The following is a 17,709-nucleotide window of genomic DNA, read 5'->3' on the forward strand; positions in this document are numbered from 1 at the left end:
AACTTTCTTATAAAAAAACTAATAATACAATAAAAAATACAATATAAGAAAACTTAAATTATAATTATAAAAGAATTTTTTGGGATTATTATTTTGAATCAAAAAAAGTGAAAACTTATAAAAAGCAATAATATAAAATATTTATATACACAGTTATAAATTTTACTAAAATAGTTTAGGATTTTAAACCAAATCCCTGCACTAGTCGTCGCATATTAATATCAGGCTTCCCTGATATAAAAACAGCGAGATCATTAAATGATCCAATCTGATAATTATCAATTTTAGGGCATAATGAGCGTGCATGACGCGCAATTGAATCTGCAGTGTCGATCCAATCAACTGGCCAAGGAGCCAATCGCCTAAAGAGGCATATCATAAATGGATAGTGCGTACAAGCAAGCACTACGATATCTGTCCTTCGATTATCTTTTATGACGAAGCAATCATTTATCTCACTTTTTACTTCTTCTTCACAAATCATTTTGCCACAAGCATATTCCTCTACTATAGACGCTAGTTTTGAAGAAATAACAAATTTAATATCACAGTGAGATGAAGAAGAAGAATTAATAACATCGCTATTATATACGCGTCTTAATGTTGCAGGTGTAGATAAAATAGAAATCAGACCAGTAGATGTATAGTTCATCGCCTGCTTTATAGCAGGAACAGCACCAATAAAAGTCATATGCGGAAAAATCGATCGCAATTCATCTTTAGCAAGGGTAAAAGCCGTATTACAAGCTATTATTGATAATGTTGGATTATACCTATCCAATATATCTGAAAAAATAGATATTATACGATTTTTAAGCGAAGCATCTTCCCAATTTCCATAAGGAAAACCTACATCATCAGCGACATAAATAAAATTATACTCAGGTATCAGAAAACGAACTTTCTGCAAAACACTTAGTCCGCCAACACCACTATCAAATATAATTATATTATTTTTTTTCTTTATTAACACAATTAGATCTTGCGATTATGATTGTTCTGATCTTTAGAAAGAAATCTATTTCCACGTGGATTTTTTCTGGAAAAACGATCTAAAGCAGAAACAATTCCACGCAATAAAAAAACCTCATTTCGCGTAAATTCAGAAAGAATAAACACGGAACGCAAATCATCCAACATCTTTTTCTTCCTCTCAACAGGACGAAAATATCCACGCTCTTCTAAAGAATTCTCAAGATAAGATAAAAAACTAAATAGCTCACCTTTTGTAGCAGGAGAACCAAAATCTTTTACATCTTTTTCTAAATAAAATTCACAATTTTCCATCCACTCCCAAGCCATTAATAAAACAGCTTGTGAAATATTTAAAGAAGGAAAATTTGGATTAACAGGAAAACTTATAATAGCATCAGATAATGATATTTCCTCATTCGTCAATCCCCAACGCTCACGACCAAAGACAATACCAACTTTTTGATCCGCATAAACCCTATTTCTCAATATAACAGCCGCTTCTTTCGGGCAAACAACAGATTTAAAATTATTACGATTTCGAGCTGTAGTTGCATAAGTAAAATTAAGATCAGCGATGGCTTCTTGCAGATTAGGAAAAACACGTACCCCATCTATAACATAATCTGCATTAGCAGAAGAAGATCTTGCTTTTTCACTAGGCCAACCATCTCTAGGATTAATAAGACGCAACTGCGTCAATCCAAAATTATACATAGCCCGTGCAACCATACCAATATTTTCAGCAAGCTGTGGGTCGACAAGAATAATAACCGGAGCATTTTCAGAATTGATTTTCTTTTTGTCATATTCCGACATGAAAACTCCTATTATCGTAAAATCAATTAATATTGCTGTTGATATCACATATATTTATTAAAATAATGATATATAGCAATCAAATGCATAAAAATATGTAAAATATCTTAATATTTTTGAAGAAAATACATTTTCTATCTAGACAAGCAGAATCTGCTTTGATTCACTGTTTATAATTCAGGGAAAGTAACAACCGTTTCCCAATATTATTATTTAGATTAAATTCCAAGGAAATTCTCATGGAAAATCTGCAAAACGTCGCATCAGAATGTGAAACATATTATCCGTGCAATAAAAATAAACTATCTCAATTCTTAATGCAAATGTTAAGCAGAGTAAAAGAATATATAAGGGGCATTATGCCCCCTTATTATTTGTCATCTAATTATATAATATCAACGACAAGCATATTTTTAATTGTTTTTATGGGTATATTTATTATAGTAAAAGTTAATTTAAATTATGCAAAAATGGAGAAAATATCAAATCAAACATCACTTTTCATTTTAAAGTCAATTGAAAATATTTTTGAAAAAGATGATATGACATTTGATTTAAAATTCAGAAAAGAAGCAGAAGAAATACTAAAAAAAATCATTGCAGATCAGAAATTATTAGTAGAAAACTTGATCTTTCTTGTTCAGAAAGATGGAATAGTTTTTGCATCATCAATTGATAGTTCAATATATATAGGAGAAAAAGTTGGAAAAATTATTCCAAAACTTTCAACTATAGATAATATCCAAATATCAGAATATTATTTTGACGAAAAACCATATCAGATTTTATCAAAAAGCATTAAAAATAACAATGGATCAATTGTGATCGCAAGATCTCAAGCGCAACTTTTAGACTTCTGGCGCAATGAAGTAACATCAGGAGTAACACTATTTTCTAGCACTTCTGCTATCATGTTGTTCATACTATTAAGTCATTATCAACAAATAAAACGCACAAAAGAAATTGATGATATTTTATTGGAAGCCAATACATGTATTGAGGCCGCTTTATCTCGAGGAAGATGCGGAATTTGGAATTTTAATTTAATAAACAAAGAATTTAATTTATCACAATCTATGTATGAAATACTTGGTATTCCATATTCCGATAATCCAATATCATTTAGAAGTGTGGCGCGTCTCATACATTCAGATGATAAAAAAATATATGACATAGCACGATCAATATCAAAAGGAGAAACTTCACAATTAGATAAAATATTTCGTATTCGTCATTCCAACGGAACATATGTCTGGATAAGAGCTCGTGGTCAAGTAATGCATAAAGAATCAGTAGGAATTAACATCATAGGCATAGCAATGGATGTCACAGAACAGCATTATCTGGAAAAACGTTATGCAGAAGCAGATAAAAGATTAGCAGAAGCAATTGAATGCACTTCCGAAGCTTTCGCCTTATGGGATAAAAATGAACAGCTGGTGATGTGCAATGTTCATTATCAACAAGCTTATGGATTGCCTGATCACATACTTTTGCCAGGAACAAAACGTTCGGTTATTAAAAAGGCTGAAACTCATCCAATTATCGAATACTATGTACCTGATCCAGAAAATTCAAGTACAACTAATAAAGAAATAAAACTTGCTGATTCAAGATGGTTACAAATTAATGAATGGCGCACTCATGATGGTGGAACTGTTTCAGTAGGGACTGACATTACACAAATAAAGCGCAATCAGAAAAAACTAATAGAATCTGAACGTAGGCTCATGGCTACAATAAATGATCTTTCAACTTCGAGACAAATACTTGAACGCCAAAAAACTGAACTTTCAATTGCTAATTCTAAATATCAAGCTGAGAAAGAACGCGCTGAAATGGCAAATAAAGCTAAATCAGAATTTTTAGCAAAAATGTCTCATGAGCTAAGAACACCTCTTAATGCTATTTTAGGATTTTCTGAAGTTATTAAAGAAGAAATATTTGGATCATTAGGATCAAGTAAATACTATGAATATGCAAAAGATATTCACTATAGCGGAAAACATCTGCTAAATCTTATTGATGATATACTTGAAATGTCAAAAATAGAAGCAGATCATATCAATATCAATAAAAAAACTATTGATTTAACTCCAATCATTAAGCAAAGCATAAACTTGATCTCTGCTTCTTGTATGAATAAAAATATCACAATTGAAGAAAAAATTTCACAAGAATTAATTATTAGTGCTGATGAACGTATTATCAAACAAATTCTCTTTCATATCCTTTCTAATTCTCTTAAATTCACTAATAATGGAGGAAAAATAATAGTTCGCGCCTCTAAAATAGGTAAGCTTACTATTATAACAGCCGCCGATACAGGAATAGGCATTCCTAAATCAGATTTAGAAAAAATTGGGAAACCTTTCGAACAATTGCAAGATCACTATTCAAAGAACAAGAGTGGATCTGGCCTTGGCCTTGCAATATCTAATGCTTTAATTAATCTACATGGAGGAAAATTAAAAATTCTATCTCAAGAAGGAAAGGGAACAACCGTCATAATTTGCTTGTCAAAATAAAATTTATATTCATCCATAAAATAATATTTGCTGACACATATATCAATTAAAAAATCAAATATAAATCATCATGAGCTATCGCAGGAAATATCTGATATAAGTTATTTATGAATATTACAATATTTTGCCATATATACTTGATTGATTATTAGACAATATATTATGTATTATAAGTTTTAACTTGAATATGAGTAATAGAAGCTATTTTTAGCAAACTTTGCTTGATATGGAATAAGGCCATGTAAAAATTTATTTACTATAGCTAAATAACTATAAAATAAATATTTTAATCAACTAATAACTAAACAAAACAATATATCAACAAATATAATTGATTATAAGCGAGTATTTTTATTTATAATAACACAGTGCATCTTTGATAAGATTAAATTATAAATAATTTTTCATAAACAATACCACCTATTCTTTTATTTTTTTACCTCATCCATAAGATAAATATAAAGCAATTATAAACTAATTAATTGTGAGATATGTATCTCATCATATCTATCCCAAAGGGAAAGATAGTATCCGTATATGGATAATAACTTCACGAATTATTTACTAAGTGATTAAGTTGGATATTCCAAAATCGCAAAATAAAAAGCAAGGAATATCTGTAAAAAATATTAAATAAAATACTTAATATCGTTTTTAAATATTCCGATATTAGGACACGATTAACGATTTAATTTAGAATAAATTTATCTTATTGAGAATGGAAAAGATATAACTGACAACAGTCATAATAAGTATTAATACAATAAAATAAATTGTTATTTAAGATAAATATAAATTATATATATTTTTTATTGTATTATTATATATAATTTTATTATATATAATAATACAAATACATAGTTATATTATTATACATAACAATATAACTATATTTTATTAATCATATATTAGTATATTTTAACAAAAACATTGCAATAATATACTATAGCATATATAAGAACGTAATATATTTATATATATAATATGTTTTAATTTATTATATTATAAATATATCATATTAATTTAATAAAAATATATTTTATGAAATATAACATATAATTTATATTAATAATTAAACTTATAAAAAAAATATACTTAAAATTTATATGATTGGAGAAATAAACAATGAATATAAAAAAATATATTATTATCTTTAATTCTATCAACCTCTGCAGTTGAAGGATGCATTTTCAAAATAGAAGATCAAAATAATGAACAAGTAACAACAAATAAAAGAGAACCGGAAATAGAAAAAGAAAAAGAAACTAAAGATCAAGTAAAATCTATTACGCCACCTAATACTTTCGCCTTTCATACAATTAATTTTTAAAAATAGATTAAACAGCTAGTCAGACAAAATAAAAAATAAGCAAGACAAAATCAGTTAAAAATCAGCTAGGGAATGTAATAGAAAAAAGATGAGATAAAACATCATTATAGTCAATCAAGGAAGGCAATTCTATAAAATAAAGATTAGCAATATTAATTCACTAATCTAATAAAATAGAAGCCAAAACCAACATATCGATTGGGAGATATAAAATAAATCCCAATCGATAATAAAATCAGTAACATTAAGAATGTCATACACATTTATTAATTTTTTCTAAATGCTAAAATGAAGAGATATATGCCAATAAAAAACACATAAGGGAACTAAACAGGAAAAAGTAAATTCCACACCTATTAATTCCTCCTCATCTTTTATATTATTTTATCGATTATTTAAATTATAGCTATCCATTGGAAATCTCATAATCATCTTTTTTATAAAATTTATACAAAAACCGAAAAAACTTTAAAATAAATAACTTATCTATCCCTAACCCCTATTCGGTAAGTCATTGATTATACTTAGTTTTCCTTATTGCAACCCCGCACCTTTTGAATTATATACGGCAGGATGGAAAAGGGATTAAAAAATTACAAACAAATCCGAAAAAGACAACATCTACAATTCACCTTTAGAATGCAGGGTGATATTACTTGAAAATGGATATGAATGACTTGAGAAGAAAGTTGATAGTCTCTCTGATAAAATCGATCAAGAGTTTAAAAGTATTCGTATTGATATGAGTAACGAATCTAAACAGGTCTTTAAAGAAATAGGCAATGTTTGTGTATAAATGCGGGATATGATATGGAAAATACCTGCATTATTGGCTGTTATCATGATCATAGTTGGAGAAATAGCTAAAGGCTTCCACTGGATTTAACCCTCCCTTCTCTACTGAATAATTTTATATTTGACTTAAATTAAAGAAACTATTTGATTATACAATACTTATCGATTTTTTTTGATGTTTAATTTTGACTACTAGTGCCGATTTATAGAAATAAGTTGTCTTTGAATCGATTACAGTACATAATTATCTTAAATGGAGAAAATTATGAACATATTGTCTAATGAAAGATCACACGATTCCAGAGCAGTAGCTAATTATATTTTAGAGAAATCAAGGATTAAAAATAAAGGTGTAGATTGCCTTACAGTAATGCATCTTTTAAAGCTTGTTTATTTTGCTCATGGTTGGTCGCTTGCGGATAGTGATACTCCTATTGTAGAACAATCGCCTAAAGCATGGCTATATGGTCCTGTCTATATAGAAATATATAACCCGTTATCAAAGTTTGGGACAAAACCTATCAAAACCCTTATTGTTGACAAAGAAAGCAACATACCTTATGGGTGTGAGCTGTCAGATAACCAGAAAAGAGTTATAGATTTTGTATTGACTAAATACGGAAACATAGATCCCTTAAAGTTATCTCAAATTACACATGAGAAAAATTCTCCTTGGGATATGGTAATAAAGGCATTGGGTAAATATTCAGAAATAGACAATGACGTGATACAAAGATATTATAAAAAACAAAAAATAAATAGAGATTATGCAATGGATATAGAGTGTAATAGCCGAGATGAATAATCCCAAAGATAAGACAGAAGATAAGGAAGAAAATAAGATATGTATTTTAGAGCAAAATATCCGTAATATTACTGGAAATACGGAGTGTTTAGCATTAACGATAGATCAAATTGATCAAAAAATCTGTGGATATACAAAATTGCAAAAAGAATTGCAAAAATCATCTGATGAGTACGTCAAAGAATGCAAAAGAGAAATAAATAATGCATTAGTTTGGAGAAATAGTTTTTTAATAGGGTTATCCATTTATTTTGTAATGATAAATATTTATGTATTTTGTATAGTGTTTGGAACATCGACAACTATTGATAATAGTGCAATTAACTTGTTTTATGTTTTAATGGTTCACAACGCTTGTATTTTGATTACCCCTATTGTATCTTTGTTTAAATCTTATGGAGAACGAAATAAAAATGAATATTTCCCTCCTGCTATGAGGACCGCAATGGACTTGGCTAAGAAAAAAATTAGCCAGATTACTAACTAAATTACCTTCTCTTCTGGCACTATTTATCCCTATACCAAAAGCCTAAGATGCAAGCGACAATCTCTTGTGTGAATGGACTTAACATCATTATAAAGAGGCACTAGTTATTATGCCCTCTTTAACTAGATAAAGTGTCAATAAAGGATAAACAATAATCCAAAAAAGAGTTGTTATAGGACGCACTAAAGCCTTAAAACCATCAATCCACTTAATGCCACTTTTGGCTTGTTGAGACTTAATCTTAGCCAATCTTATATGTTTATCTGCTTTTAATTCTTCGATACCGTATTTAATCTCCGCAAGATCTATTTGAGTATAACCCTTTATTCTAGCTAATTCTAGCTTAATTTTAGTCTTTATCTTATAAATAAATATAAAAAATCAATAATTAAAAATAAGATCATGACAGAAATAAAACTATCTTAATTCAAATCAGATGAATGTGGAGCAACTAAACAAGAATTAATGACAACCTATTTTTAAAACATCAATAACTAAAGTTAAAGAATACATCCAAATGAAAAGATAGTATATGGATAATAACTTCACAAATTATTCCATAAGTTAATAAGCAGCAAACAATAAAGCCAATTACGATTTGTAAAAAAACAAGATTAAATCAAATTCTTAATGTTGTTTTTGAATATTTATATAAATATTTTATCATATTTAAATTTACTGCCATAATATTTAATTATTTAATAGCCATAAAAAATCACATATGATATACTTAGCTATTTTAAAGTCATATATTTATATCATTTTTATTGATTAGGTGTTACAATTGATTAATCATCTTTAGTATTATTTGTAGTATAATTTAGTTTTGATCTATTTTAGGATTGACTTACGTGAAAAAAATAAAAGTTACTAACCCTATTGTAAATCTAGATGGCGATGAAATGACTAGATTGATCTGGAAACTAATCCAAGAAAAGCTCATATCTCCATACCTAGATCTTAAAATAAAATACTTTGATCTATCGATTCAAAATCGAGATTTAACAAATGATCAGGTAACAATTGATGCAGCTAATGCAATTAAAAAATATGGCGTTGGAATTAAATGCGCAACCATCACTGCTGATAAAAATCGTGTTAAAGAATTTAACCTGAAAGAAATGTGGAAATCACCCAATGGGACTATTCGCAATATTATTGGAGGAATTATATTCAGGGAGCCTATAATTTGTAAAAATGTTCCTCGACTTATCCCAGGATGGAAAGAGCCGATTATAATTGGAAGGCATGCTTTTGGAGATCAATATAAAGCAACTGATTTTCAATTTTCTGGCAAGGGAAAATTAATTTTAAAATTCGTTGGTGAAGATGGAAATATCATAGAAAAAGAAGTTTTTAATGCTCCTAGTGATGGAATCGCAATGGCGATGTATAATCTAGATGAATCAATTAGAGAATTCGCACGAGCATCGATGCAATATGCTTTAAAACGCAACTTTCCTTTATACCTTTCTACAAAAGACACTATTCTTAAAACTTATGATGGACGCTTTAAAAATATTTTTGACGAAATATATGAAACTGAATTTAAAGAAAAATTTGATCAACTTGGCATTTATTATAATCACCGTTTAATTGATGATATGGTAGCATCATCTGTAAAATGGTCTGGAGGTTATGTATGGGCTTGTAAAAATTATGATGGAGATGTGCAATCAGACATAGTAGCTCAGGGATTTGGATCACTTGGACTTATGACTTCTGTTTTAATTACAGCAGATGGAAAAACAATGGAAACAGAAGCAGCCCATGGAACAGTCACAAGACATTATCGCCAACATCAAGAAGGAAAAGAAACTTCTACTAACTCTATTGCTTCTATTTTTGCTTGGAGTCGCGGCTTACTTCATAGGGCAAAATTGGACGATAATTCTGAGTTGAAAAATTTTGCTCAAAAATTAGAGAAAATATGCATTAAAACAGTAGAAGATGGCTTCATGACAAAAGATTTAGCATTACTCATTGGCCCCAAACAAGATTGGTTGTCAACCAACGGATTTATTGAAAAAATTAGTGATAATCTAGAAATAGCATTGAGATAGTTATCAATATTTTTAAATTAGTATCTAATAGCTTAATTAATTCATGGAAGGATGATTCTTTATTCGCCATCATTCTGGTTAATTGTGTATATAATCGGACTGTTTTTTCGACATTAATTGCTCAATATCATTACATATGATATTATAATAAACAAAAAACAAACTTTATTAGTTTATATCACCACATTAATAATTATTTTTATAAATAAAATGCCTTGTAAAATATAAAAGAAATATCCAGCATCTATTAAATATGATAAAAAATTCTAGATTATAAAATATTACTATATTGAAAACTATATTACATAAGTAATATCTCATCAGTACAGCTATTAACAATTAGAAGATGATTTATTTGCTTTTTTATTTTAATAAATATAAATCAATAACTTAAGGATTTATAAGATATCAAAAAATATTCAAATTAAAGGTTAAGAAGATATATAAGTATTATTATATAATAGAGATGCTTTAATAAAACTTACAAAAAGAGGATGAGGATGTAAAGGACGGCTCTTAAACTCGGGATGATATTGCACTGCAACAAACCAAGGATGATGCTTATATTCAACAACTTCAGGAAGTGAGTTATCTGTAGAAAATCCTGAAAAAATCAAACCACACTCTTCTAATACATTCATATAATTAAGATTAACCTCATATCTATGCCTATGACGTTCTGAAACTTGGCTAATACCATATATTTTATGAACATGTGTCTGTTCTTTTAAATAAACATCATAAGCTCCTAATCTCATGGTTGATCCCATATTACTAGATTTCGAACGTATTTCTTGCACCCCTCCTTTCATCCACTCATTCATAAGAGCAATAACAGGCTCTCCATCTTTGCATAATTCAGTAGAACAAGCATTAGGAATATTTGCTAAATTACGAGCAGCTTCTAAAACAGCCATTTGCATACCAAAACAAATACCAAAATAAGGTATATTATTTTCGCGTGCATATTTTATAGCAACTATTTTTCCCTCTGAACCACGCTTATCAAATCCTCCTGGGACAATAATACCATCCATTCCCTTAAGATAAATTTCTGGATTTTTATTTTCTAAAACATCTGCTTCAATCCAAGACAAATTAACTTTTGTATAATTTGCAATTCCAGCATGACGTATTGCCTCTATCAAAGATTTATAAGCATCTTTAGTATTAGTATATTTACCTACGATAGCAATTGTAATCTCATGTTTAAGAGAAAAAGCACGATCACAAAAACTATTCAAAACTTCTAATTTTAATGATTTAACATGATCAATATTAAAGCAACTTAATACAGCACTATCTATTCCCTCTTCATGATAGACAATAGGAACTTTATATATATTATCAACATCAAGAGCTTGAATAACTGCTGACATTGGAACATTGCAAAATAACGATATTTTGCGACGCTCTTTTTCAGGAATTTTTCGATCAACACGTATCAATAGAATATCTGGATGCACACCCAAAGCTTGCAATTCTTTAACAGAATGCTGTGTAGGCTTTGTTTTAAGTTCACCTGCTGAAGGGATATACGGCATTAGAGTCAAATGGATATAAATAGATTTACTACCTTGATCAAATAAATCATTACCAAGCTGACGAATTGCTTCTATAAAAGGCATTGCCTCAATATCACCGACAGTACCACCAATTTCGCAAATTACAAAATCAATACCTTCATTCCCTTGAGTAATAAAATTCTTGATTTCATTTGTAACATGAGGAATAACTTGCACAGTAGCCCCAAGATATTCGCCTCTACGCTCCTTATCAATAATATTTTTATATATACGCCCAGTGGTAATGTTATCAGATCTAGTAGAAGAAACTTCCATAAATCTTTCATAATGACCAAAATCCATATCAGTCTCAGCACCATCATCAGTAACAAAAACTTCTCCGTGCTGAATAGGACTCATTGTACCAGGATCAATATTAATATATGGATCAAGTTTACGTATTTTAACCTGATATCCACGAGCTTGCAACAACATTCCAAGAGATGCTGCAGCTACTCCCTTGCCAAGAGAAGAAACAACCCCGCCGGTTATAAAAATATATCTAACCACTGATATCCTTTTCAAAATACTAAATACCTAATTACATTATATATATTATCAAGGATCAACCTAATTCAACGTAAAACCATTAAAAATATTCAAAATTATCTATTTTTTAGAATTATGTGGGATAGATTCATTTTTTCTACTATTGGACATAGAAGATTTTTTTGAGGAATTATTAGATGCAGAAGGTTCATTACGTACAGCAACTTTCTTATCAGTTACAGACGATGACTTAATAGGATTATAATCTACTGTTTTATCTTTAGAAGCTACTACATCTTTATGCATACTTTTCGTATATTGCATATATTTATATCTCGAAATAAATCCAAGAAGAATAGAAGTAGAAAAGAAAAGAAAAGCAAGTACAGCAGTAATACGAACTTGAAAATTATTAGAAGCACCCCGACTTAGAAACCTAGACGGCGAAGAAGATCCAAAAGCAGTACTATCAGATGATTGAACTAAAATCACACATACTAGTCCAAATACAATTAAAAGATGCATGACTATAACAAAAATTTCCATTAAACAGTTCCATTCATTATATTTTAAAAGATCAATATAAGTTAATATTTAAGTGACATTTTTACAAATATGAATCAATATATACACGTTCAAAAAAGTCAACTATCGTTAAAAAAACCTCATGTTGAAGACTAGCACCACCAACTAATACACCATCTATGTTATCAACGTGTAAAAATTCTTTTACATTAGAAACACTAACAGATCCGCCGTAAAGAATACGTATATTATGACCATCATCAGGAAAACGATCAGATAAAAAACAACGAATAAAAGAATGGACTTTTTCAAGATCAGAAGCAGACGGCAAAAGCCCAGTACCAATTGCCCATACCGGCTCATAAGCAATTACTAAATTATATGCTTTTAATATATTTGGCAAACTAAATTCTAGTTGTTTTTGTAGAATATCAATTGTTCTACCACAACGGTATTCATCATCGGTTTCTCCAATACATACTATCGGAATAAGTCCAGCTTCACATGCAGCTTTTACCTTAGATTGTATAATTTGGCTTGTTTCTTTATGACCTATACGTCGTTCAGAATGCCCTAAAATTACAAAAGAGGCTCCGCTATCAGCTAACATATTAGCCGAAATATCACCTGTATAAGAACCAGATTGATACATATGACAATCTTGCGCCCCAATCATTAATGTAGACCCTACACAAAGACGCGATGAAGGATATATGAGAGTCGCTGGAGGACATATAGCTACATCAACCCTACAATCTTTAACATTAGTGTGTTCAGCAATCTTTTCAATTTTTTCAAGAGATGAACACAAGCCATGCATTTTCCAGTTTCCAACGATAAGTGGACGTATGCCTACTCTCATAATAACTCCTTTTTAAAAACAGTATGATTGAAAGATATATTAATAAATCGTATATCCACAATTATTGTAACGATATATTACAAATTTTTCTTATAAATGAATCACTATTTCATAAAATAATTCAAATGTTCATAATTATTAAATAATATCTATAGTATCTAATTAAGATCACATATACTAAATTTATAATCAAGCAACAGTTATAATAATTTAAAAACACCTGAATATTAAAATGACTTGTTATTATAAATTGAAATTTTCATCATACTGATTATACAGTTTAATTTTAATACACACAATAATAAAAAAATTGAACTAATTTTATAAAACTATAATTTAATCGATCTAAAGATAAAAATTATAAAAGTAGCATTAGTATATAATTATAATATACCTTCATATATAAAAAATATTTATTATATCTTTAAACATTATATCACATCTTATTTATAAAATATGTAATAAAATTTAATATAATAAAGTAATGCAATATCTCGTTATACAATAATGATAAAATATAGCCATATACATTAATCACGTAGATATATAAGCAATTTTATAATACAGAGATGTACTTAACATATAAAACAATAAGTATTATGCAAGCGAAGAAACTAATTCTAATATTAAAACCAGCAAATCATGTAAATAATTAGAAGTTAATGATAACCTAAAAAATCTTCTGCAATATATTAATATAAGAAATAAAAAATATAACCGTATATAATATTTGTAATCTAATGAATATATAGATTATTGATCATGCCCATAATAAAATCCAAAAAACAGAAAACGTAATTGGGAAAAGGTATTATCAATATATTATGTTGCGACAACATGGTAAAAAATTTTTAATATAATCAAATTAGTTAAATCACAAATTTTATAATTTAAGCATTCACTTGTAATTAATATTTAATATCTTTAATAATATAGATATTAACTGATTGAAATATTGCCTCAATGGATAGTATAATATCGGATAGTGTAATATCCGGGCATTGTAAATCAATATATTTGATTGCATCATTGTTTTTCTAATGCAATTAATTATATAAATAATTGTAGGTTAGGAAAATTTTTTTATTAGTATGCGATTAAAATTATAAAATGGACGATAATACTGATCTTTTTTCAAAATCATCAATTACAAACAAAGAAACATCTGAAAATAAAGACTATTTAAAAGATGATTCTATGAATAATAATATAGATGTAAATCAAAGAAATTCTGAAGACTACGATGCATCATCTATTCGCATTCTAAAAGGATTAGAGCCTGTGCGAATGAGGCCTGGCATGTATATAGGTGGAACAGATGAAAATGCACTCCATCATCTGTTTTCAGAAGTAATTGATAATGCGATGGATGAGGTTATTGCTGGGCATGCAGATGTTATTGATGTATCTTTAGATGATGAGGGATTTATAACCGTTACTGATAATGGACGTGGAATACCTGTAGAAAGACACCCTCAATTCCCAGAGAAGTCAACTCTAGAAATTATTATGACCACATTACATTCTGGAAGCAAATTTGATGGATCTGCTTATGAAATTTCTGGTGGATTACACGGCGTAGGGATATCCGTAGTAAACGCCCTATCGGAAACGCTAGAAGTTACCGTCATAAGAAAAAACGAAATATTCTTTCAAAAATTTTCCCGCGGCATCCCATTGAAACCTATTGAAAAAATTGGTAAAATTCGCAATAAGCGGGGAACTAGCATAAAGTTTCGCCCTGATCCAAAAATATTTGGACCAATGACTATTTTCAATGCTGCTACTATTTTAAAAATGACCAAATCTAAAGCCTATTTATCTGGTCGGGTAAAAACTTGCTGGTTATGTAGTAAAAGAATAGCAGAAAAATACAAAATTACAGAAAAAGCAGAGTTTTATTTCCCTGGTGGATTAGAGACTTATCTACAAACTAAACTAAATGATAAATTACTCATTTCTTCTGAGATATTTTCTGGTAAATACGAAAGAAAAGGCAAAAACAGCGGTACTGTTGAGTGGGCAATAGCCTGGTGCGAAGAAGAGCCAGAAATCATATCATACTGTAATACCATTCCTACAGATGAAGGAGGATCTCATGAAGCCGGATTAAGAATTGCTCTTACTAAAGGAATAAAAAAATACGCAGAGCTAACTCAAAATAAAAGAGCATCTGCAATAACTAGTGATGATCTAATCATTTCAGTTGTAGGAATTTTATCCATTTTTATTCGCAATCCTGAATTTGTGGGACAAACTAAAAACAAACTATCATCAGTAGATGCCCAGCGTTTGGTTGATCATGCGTTACGAGACTCTTTTGATCATTACTTAATTAAAAATCCTATCAATGCAAGTAAACTGCTAGAATCAATTATTGAGCGATCTGAAGAAAGACTTAAGAAAAGAAAACAAAAGGACGTTAACCGTAAAACTGCAGTACGAAAGCTTCGTCTTCCAGGTAAATTATCCGACTGTTCACAAAATATTTCTAAAGGGACGGAGCTATTTATTGTAGAGGGAGATTCTGCAGGCGGATCAGCCAAACAAGCAAGGAATAGAAAAAATCAAGCAATTCTACCACTAAGAGGCAAGCTTCTTAACGTTGCAAGCGCAGGTGCAGATAAAATTAGAAATAATCAGCAGCTTACAGATCTTATTCAGGCTTTGGGATGCAATACAAGATCGCAATATCGTGAAGAAGACCTAAGATATGAAAAAGTTATTATAATGACAGATGCTGATGTAGATGGGGCACATATAGCATCTCTTCTTCTAACTTTTTTCTATCAAGAAATGTATAGCCTTATTGAAAAAAAACATCTTTTTGTTGTGTTACCTCCACTTTTTAAAATTACTCAAGGATCAATGTCAGTATACGCTCGTGACGAAGCACATAAGGAAGAAATCTTAAAAACACTCAAAAACAAAGGGAAAATAGAAATTAGTCGTTTTAAAGGACTTGGAGAAATGCTAGCATCACAACTGAAAGAGACTACTATGGACCCTAAAAAACGTACTCTTTTGCGAGTAGAAGTTAATAAAGACAAGGAATCTTTATCAAAAACACAAGATTCAATTAATAAATTGATGGGAACAAAAGCAGAAGAAAGATTTAGATTTATCCAAGAAAGAGCAACTTTTGCAGATGACAAAGATGTGTAATATACTAAATGAATAATAATGATATGTGATATATGTTATACTGTATGTTATATGGCATAACATATTACTTCATAAATTAATGTTGAATAGCAAAAAATAAGTTAAATCTTAAAAAAATACAAATTTTTTTTAAATATCAGGATATTAAGATATAATTAGTGAAGGCATAAACATGAGAGAAGAAATATTAAATCCTAAAGGATTAACTCGATGGACTATAATCTTTTTGAGTTGTATAACTCTTTACTTTCTAAAAGGTTTTTTCGCTCCTGTTCTTGTGGCTCTAGTCATAGCTTTTACAACTTGGCCTATATATAGTTTGTTTATTAGTAAGGAAGATAAATCCTCAACTTTTATGGCTACATTAGCAATCTTAGCTATTATTGTTTTGATTATAGTTCCAACATCATTTATTAGTTATCATGCAAGTGCGGAAATAAAAAGCTTGGCATTTAAAATTATATCATTAAATGAAAAAGGATTACCAGCTCCTAATTTCTTGTATAAATTAACTTCATCAGAAAAGATGATAAAAAAATGGAATGACGCAATAGCCAAACCTAAAGGTCCGGAAGCTTTTGTTGAAGGTTGGTTAGATAAAGATGAAATAATAGGCGCTATATTAAGTTTCAGCTCCCTCATTGTTGATTGTTTTCTGTCTACAGTCTTTATGATTATAGCTTTATTTTTTATGTATCGTGATGGCGTTTCAATATATCGACAATGTAATACATTGGGAGAATATATTTTCCCTGCATATTGGCATAAATTATCAGCAATGATCCCTAAGATTATTAGATCAACTTTTCTTGGAATGACTATTATAGCAATTGGTGAAGGAATTATATTAGGATATGCTTATTGGATTGCAGGCGCTCCATCACATGTTCTTTTGGGGATTTTAACAGCTATAATGGCTATAATACCTGGAGGCGCACCTTTATCGTTTACATTGGTATCAGTTTATCTAGTATTAGAAGGAAATGTTTTTAATGGTATTTGTCTATTATCTTGGGGAACGATTGAATTGTTTATTATTGATAAGACACTTAGACCATTTCTTGTTGGAGGTCCAATAAAGCTTCCATTCCTACCTACTTTTTTAGGTTTAGTTGGGGGAGTTAGAACGATGGGATTATTAGGATTATTCATCGGCCCAGTCCTAATGGCACTAATAACAAATATTTGGAAAGAAGTTATAATAGCCCTAAGAGAAAATAATAAAAAACAAAAAATCAGAGGATAAATAAATTTATATGAATACAATAGTATTTTTATAAGATTTTATAAGATATTAATTTTAT

Annotated in this window: 11 protein-coding genes and 1 pseudogene; 6 read left to right on the top strand and 6 right to left on the bottom strand. The window is 29.3% G+C overall.

Annotated elements, in window-relative coordinates; translation table 11 throughout:
- Positions 1-175: 175 nt before the first annotated feature.
- Both murI and LAM_RS04030 read right to left on the bottom strand, forming a co-directional pair.
- Positions 176-973 (bottom strand): glutamate racemase, encoded by a 798-nt coding sequence (murI, locus tag LAM_RS04025; protein ID WP_007557408.1) that lies wholly within the window; start codon positions 971-973, stop codon positions 176-178.
- A gap of 2 nt (positions 974-975) precedes the next feature.
- Positions 976-1,791 carry an RNA methyltransferase gene (locus LAM_RS04030; RefSeq protein ID WP_007557407.1) on the bottom strand — a complete coding sequence of 272 codons (816 nt, stop codon included), beginning with the start codon at positions 1,789-1,791 and terminating at the stop codon, positions 976-978.
- 239 nt (positions 1,792-2,030) lie between these two features.
- Between LAM_RS04030 and LAM_RS04035 the strand changes: the two genes are divergently transcribed.
- The 3 genes from LAM_RS04035 (at position 2,031) to LAM_RS04045 (ending at position 7,736) form a co-directional block, all read left to right on the top strand.
- Positions 2,031-4,319, top strand: a complete 2,289-nt coding sequence (locus LAM_RS04035; protein ID WP_007557406.1) for a PAS domain-containing sensor histidine kinase — start codon at positions 2,031-2,033, stop codon at positions 4,317-4,319.
- 2,390 nt (positions 4,320-6,709) lie between these two features.
- Positions 6,710-7,249 (top strand): Panacea domain-containing protein, encoded by a 540-nt coding sequence (locus LAM_RS05195; protein WP_007557510.1) that lies wholly within the window; start codon positions 6,710-6,712, stop codon positions 7,247-7,249.
- Positions 7,242-7,736, top strand: a complete 495-nt coding sequence (locus tag LAM_RS04045; protein WP_007557512.1) for a hypothetical protein — start codon at positions 7,242-7,244, stop codon at positions 7,734-7,736. Before LAM_RS05195 ends, LAM_RS04045 begins: the two co-directional genes overlap by 8 nt.
- A gap of 19 nt (positions 7,737-7,755) precedes the next feature.
- Here LAM_RS04045 and LAM_RS04050 read toward each other — a convergent pair.
- A pseudogene (locus LAM_RS04050) lies at positions 7,756-8,111 on the bottom strand (hypothetical protein).
- 476 nt (positions 8,112-8,587) lie between these two features.
- Between LAM_RS04050 and LAM_RS04055 the strand changes: the two are divergent.
- Complete coding sequence (locus LAM_RS04055) at positions 8,588-9,799, top strand: NADP-dependent isocitrate dehydrogenase (protein ID WP_007557514.1); 1,212 nt, start codon at positions 8,588-8,590, stop codon at positions 9,797-9,799.
- Between the two features lie 431 nt (positions 9,800-10,230).
- Here LAM_RS04055 and LAM_RS04060 read toward each other — a convergent pair whose 3' ends face one another.
- The 3 genes from LAM_RS04060 to tpiA form a co-directional block, all read right to left on the bottom strand.
- Entirely contained in the window at positions 10,231-11,874 is a 1,644-nt protein-coding gene (locus LAM_RS04060) for a CTP synthase (protein WP_007557515.1), read from the bottom strand.
- 99 nt (positions 11,875-11,973) lie between these two features.
- A complete protein-coding gene (secG, locus tag LAM_RS04065) occupies positions 11,974-12,399 on the bottom strand; it encodes a preprotein translocase subunit SecG (RefSeq protein ID WP_007557517.1) in 426 nt (141 codons plus the stop codon).
- A 61-nt stretch (positions 12,400-12,460) separates the two neighbouring features.
- Positions 12,461-13,240 (bottom strand): triose-phosphate isomerase, encoded by a 780-nt coding sequence (gene tpiA, locus LAM_RS04070; RefSeq protein ID WP_007557518.1) that lies wholly within the window; start codon positions 13,238-13,240, stop codon positions 12,461-12,463.
- 1,110 nt (positions 13,241-14,350) lie between these two features.
- Here tpiA and LAM_RS04075 point away from each other — a divergent pair.
- Complete coding sequence (locus tag LAM_RS04075; RefSeq protein WP_007557519.1) at positions 14,351-16,405, top strand: DNA gyrase/topoisomerase IV subunit B; 2,055 nt, start codon at positions 14,351-14,353, stop codon at positions 16,403-16,405.
- A 172-nt stretch (positions 16,406-16,577) separates the two neighbouring features.
- A complete protein-coding gene (locus LAM_RS04080) occupies positions 16,578-17,651 on the top strand; it encodes an AI-2E family transporter (RefSeq protein WP_007557520.1) in 1,074 nt (357 codons plus the stop codon).
- Positions 17,652-17,709: the final 58 nt, after the last annotated feature.

Source organism: Candidatus Liberibacter americanus str. Sao Paulo, assembly GCF_000496595.1.
GTDB classification, from domain to species: domain Bacteria; phylum Pseudomonadota; class Alphaproteobacteria; order Rhizobiales; family Rhizobiaceae; genus Liberibacter; species Liberibacter americanus.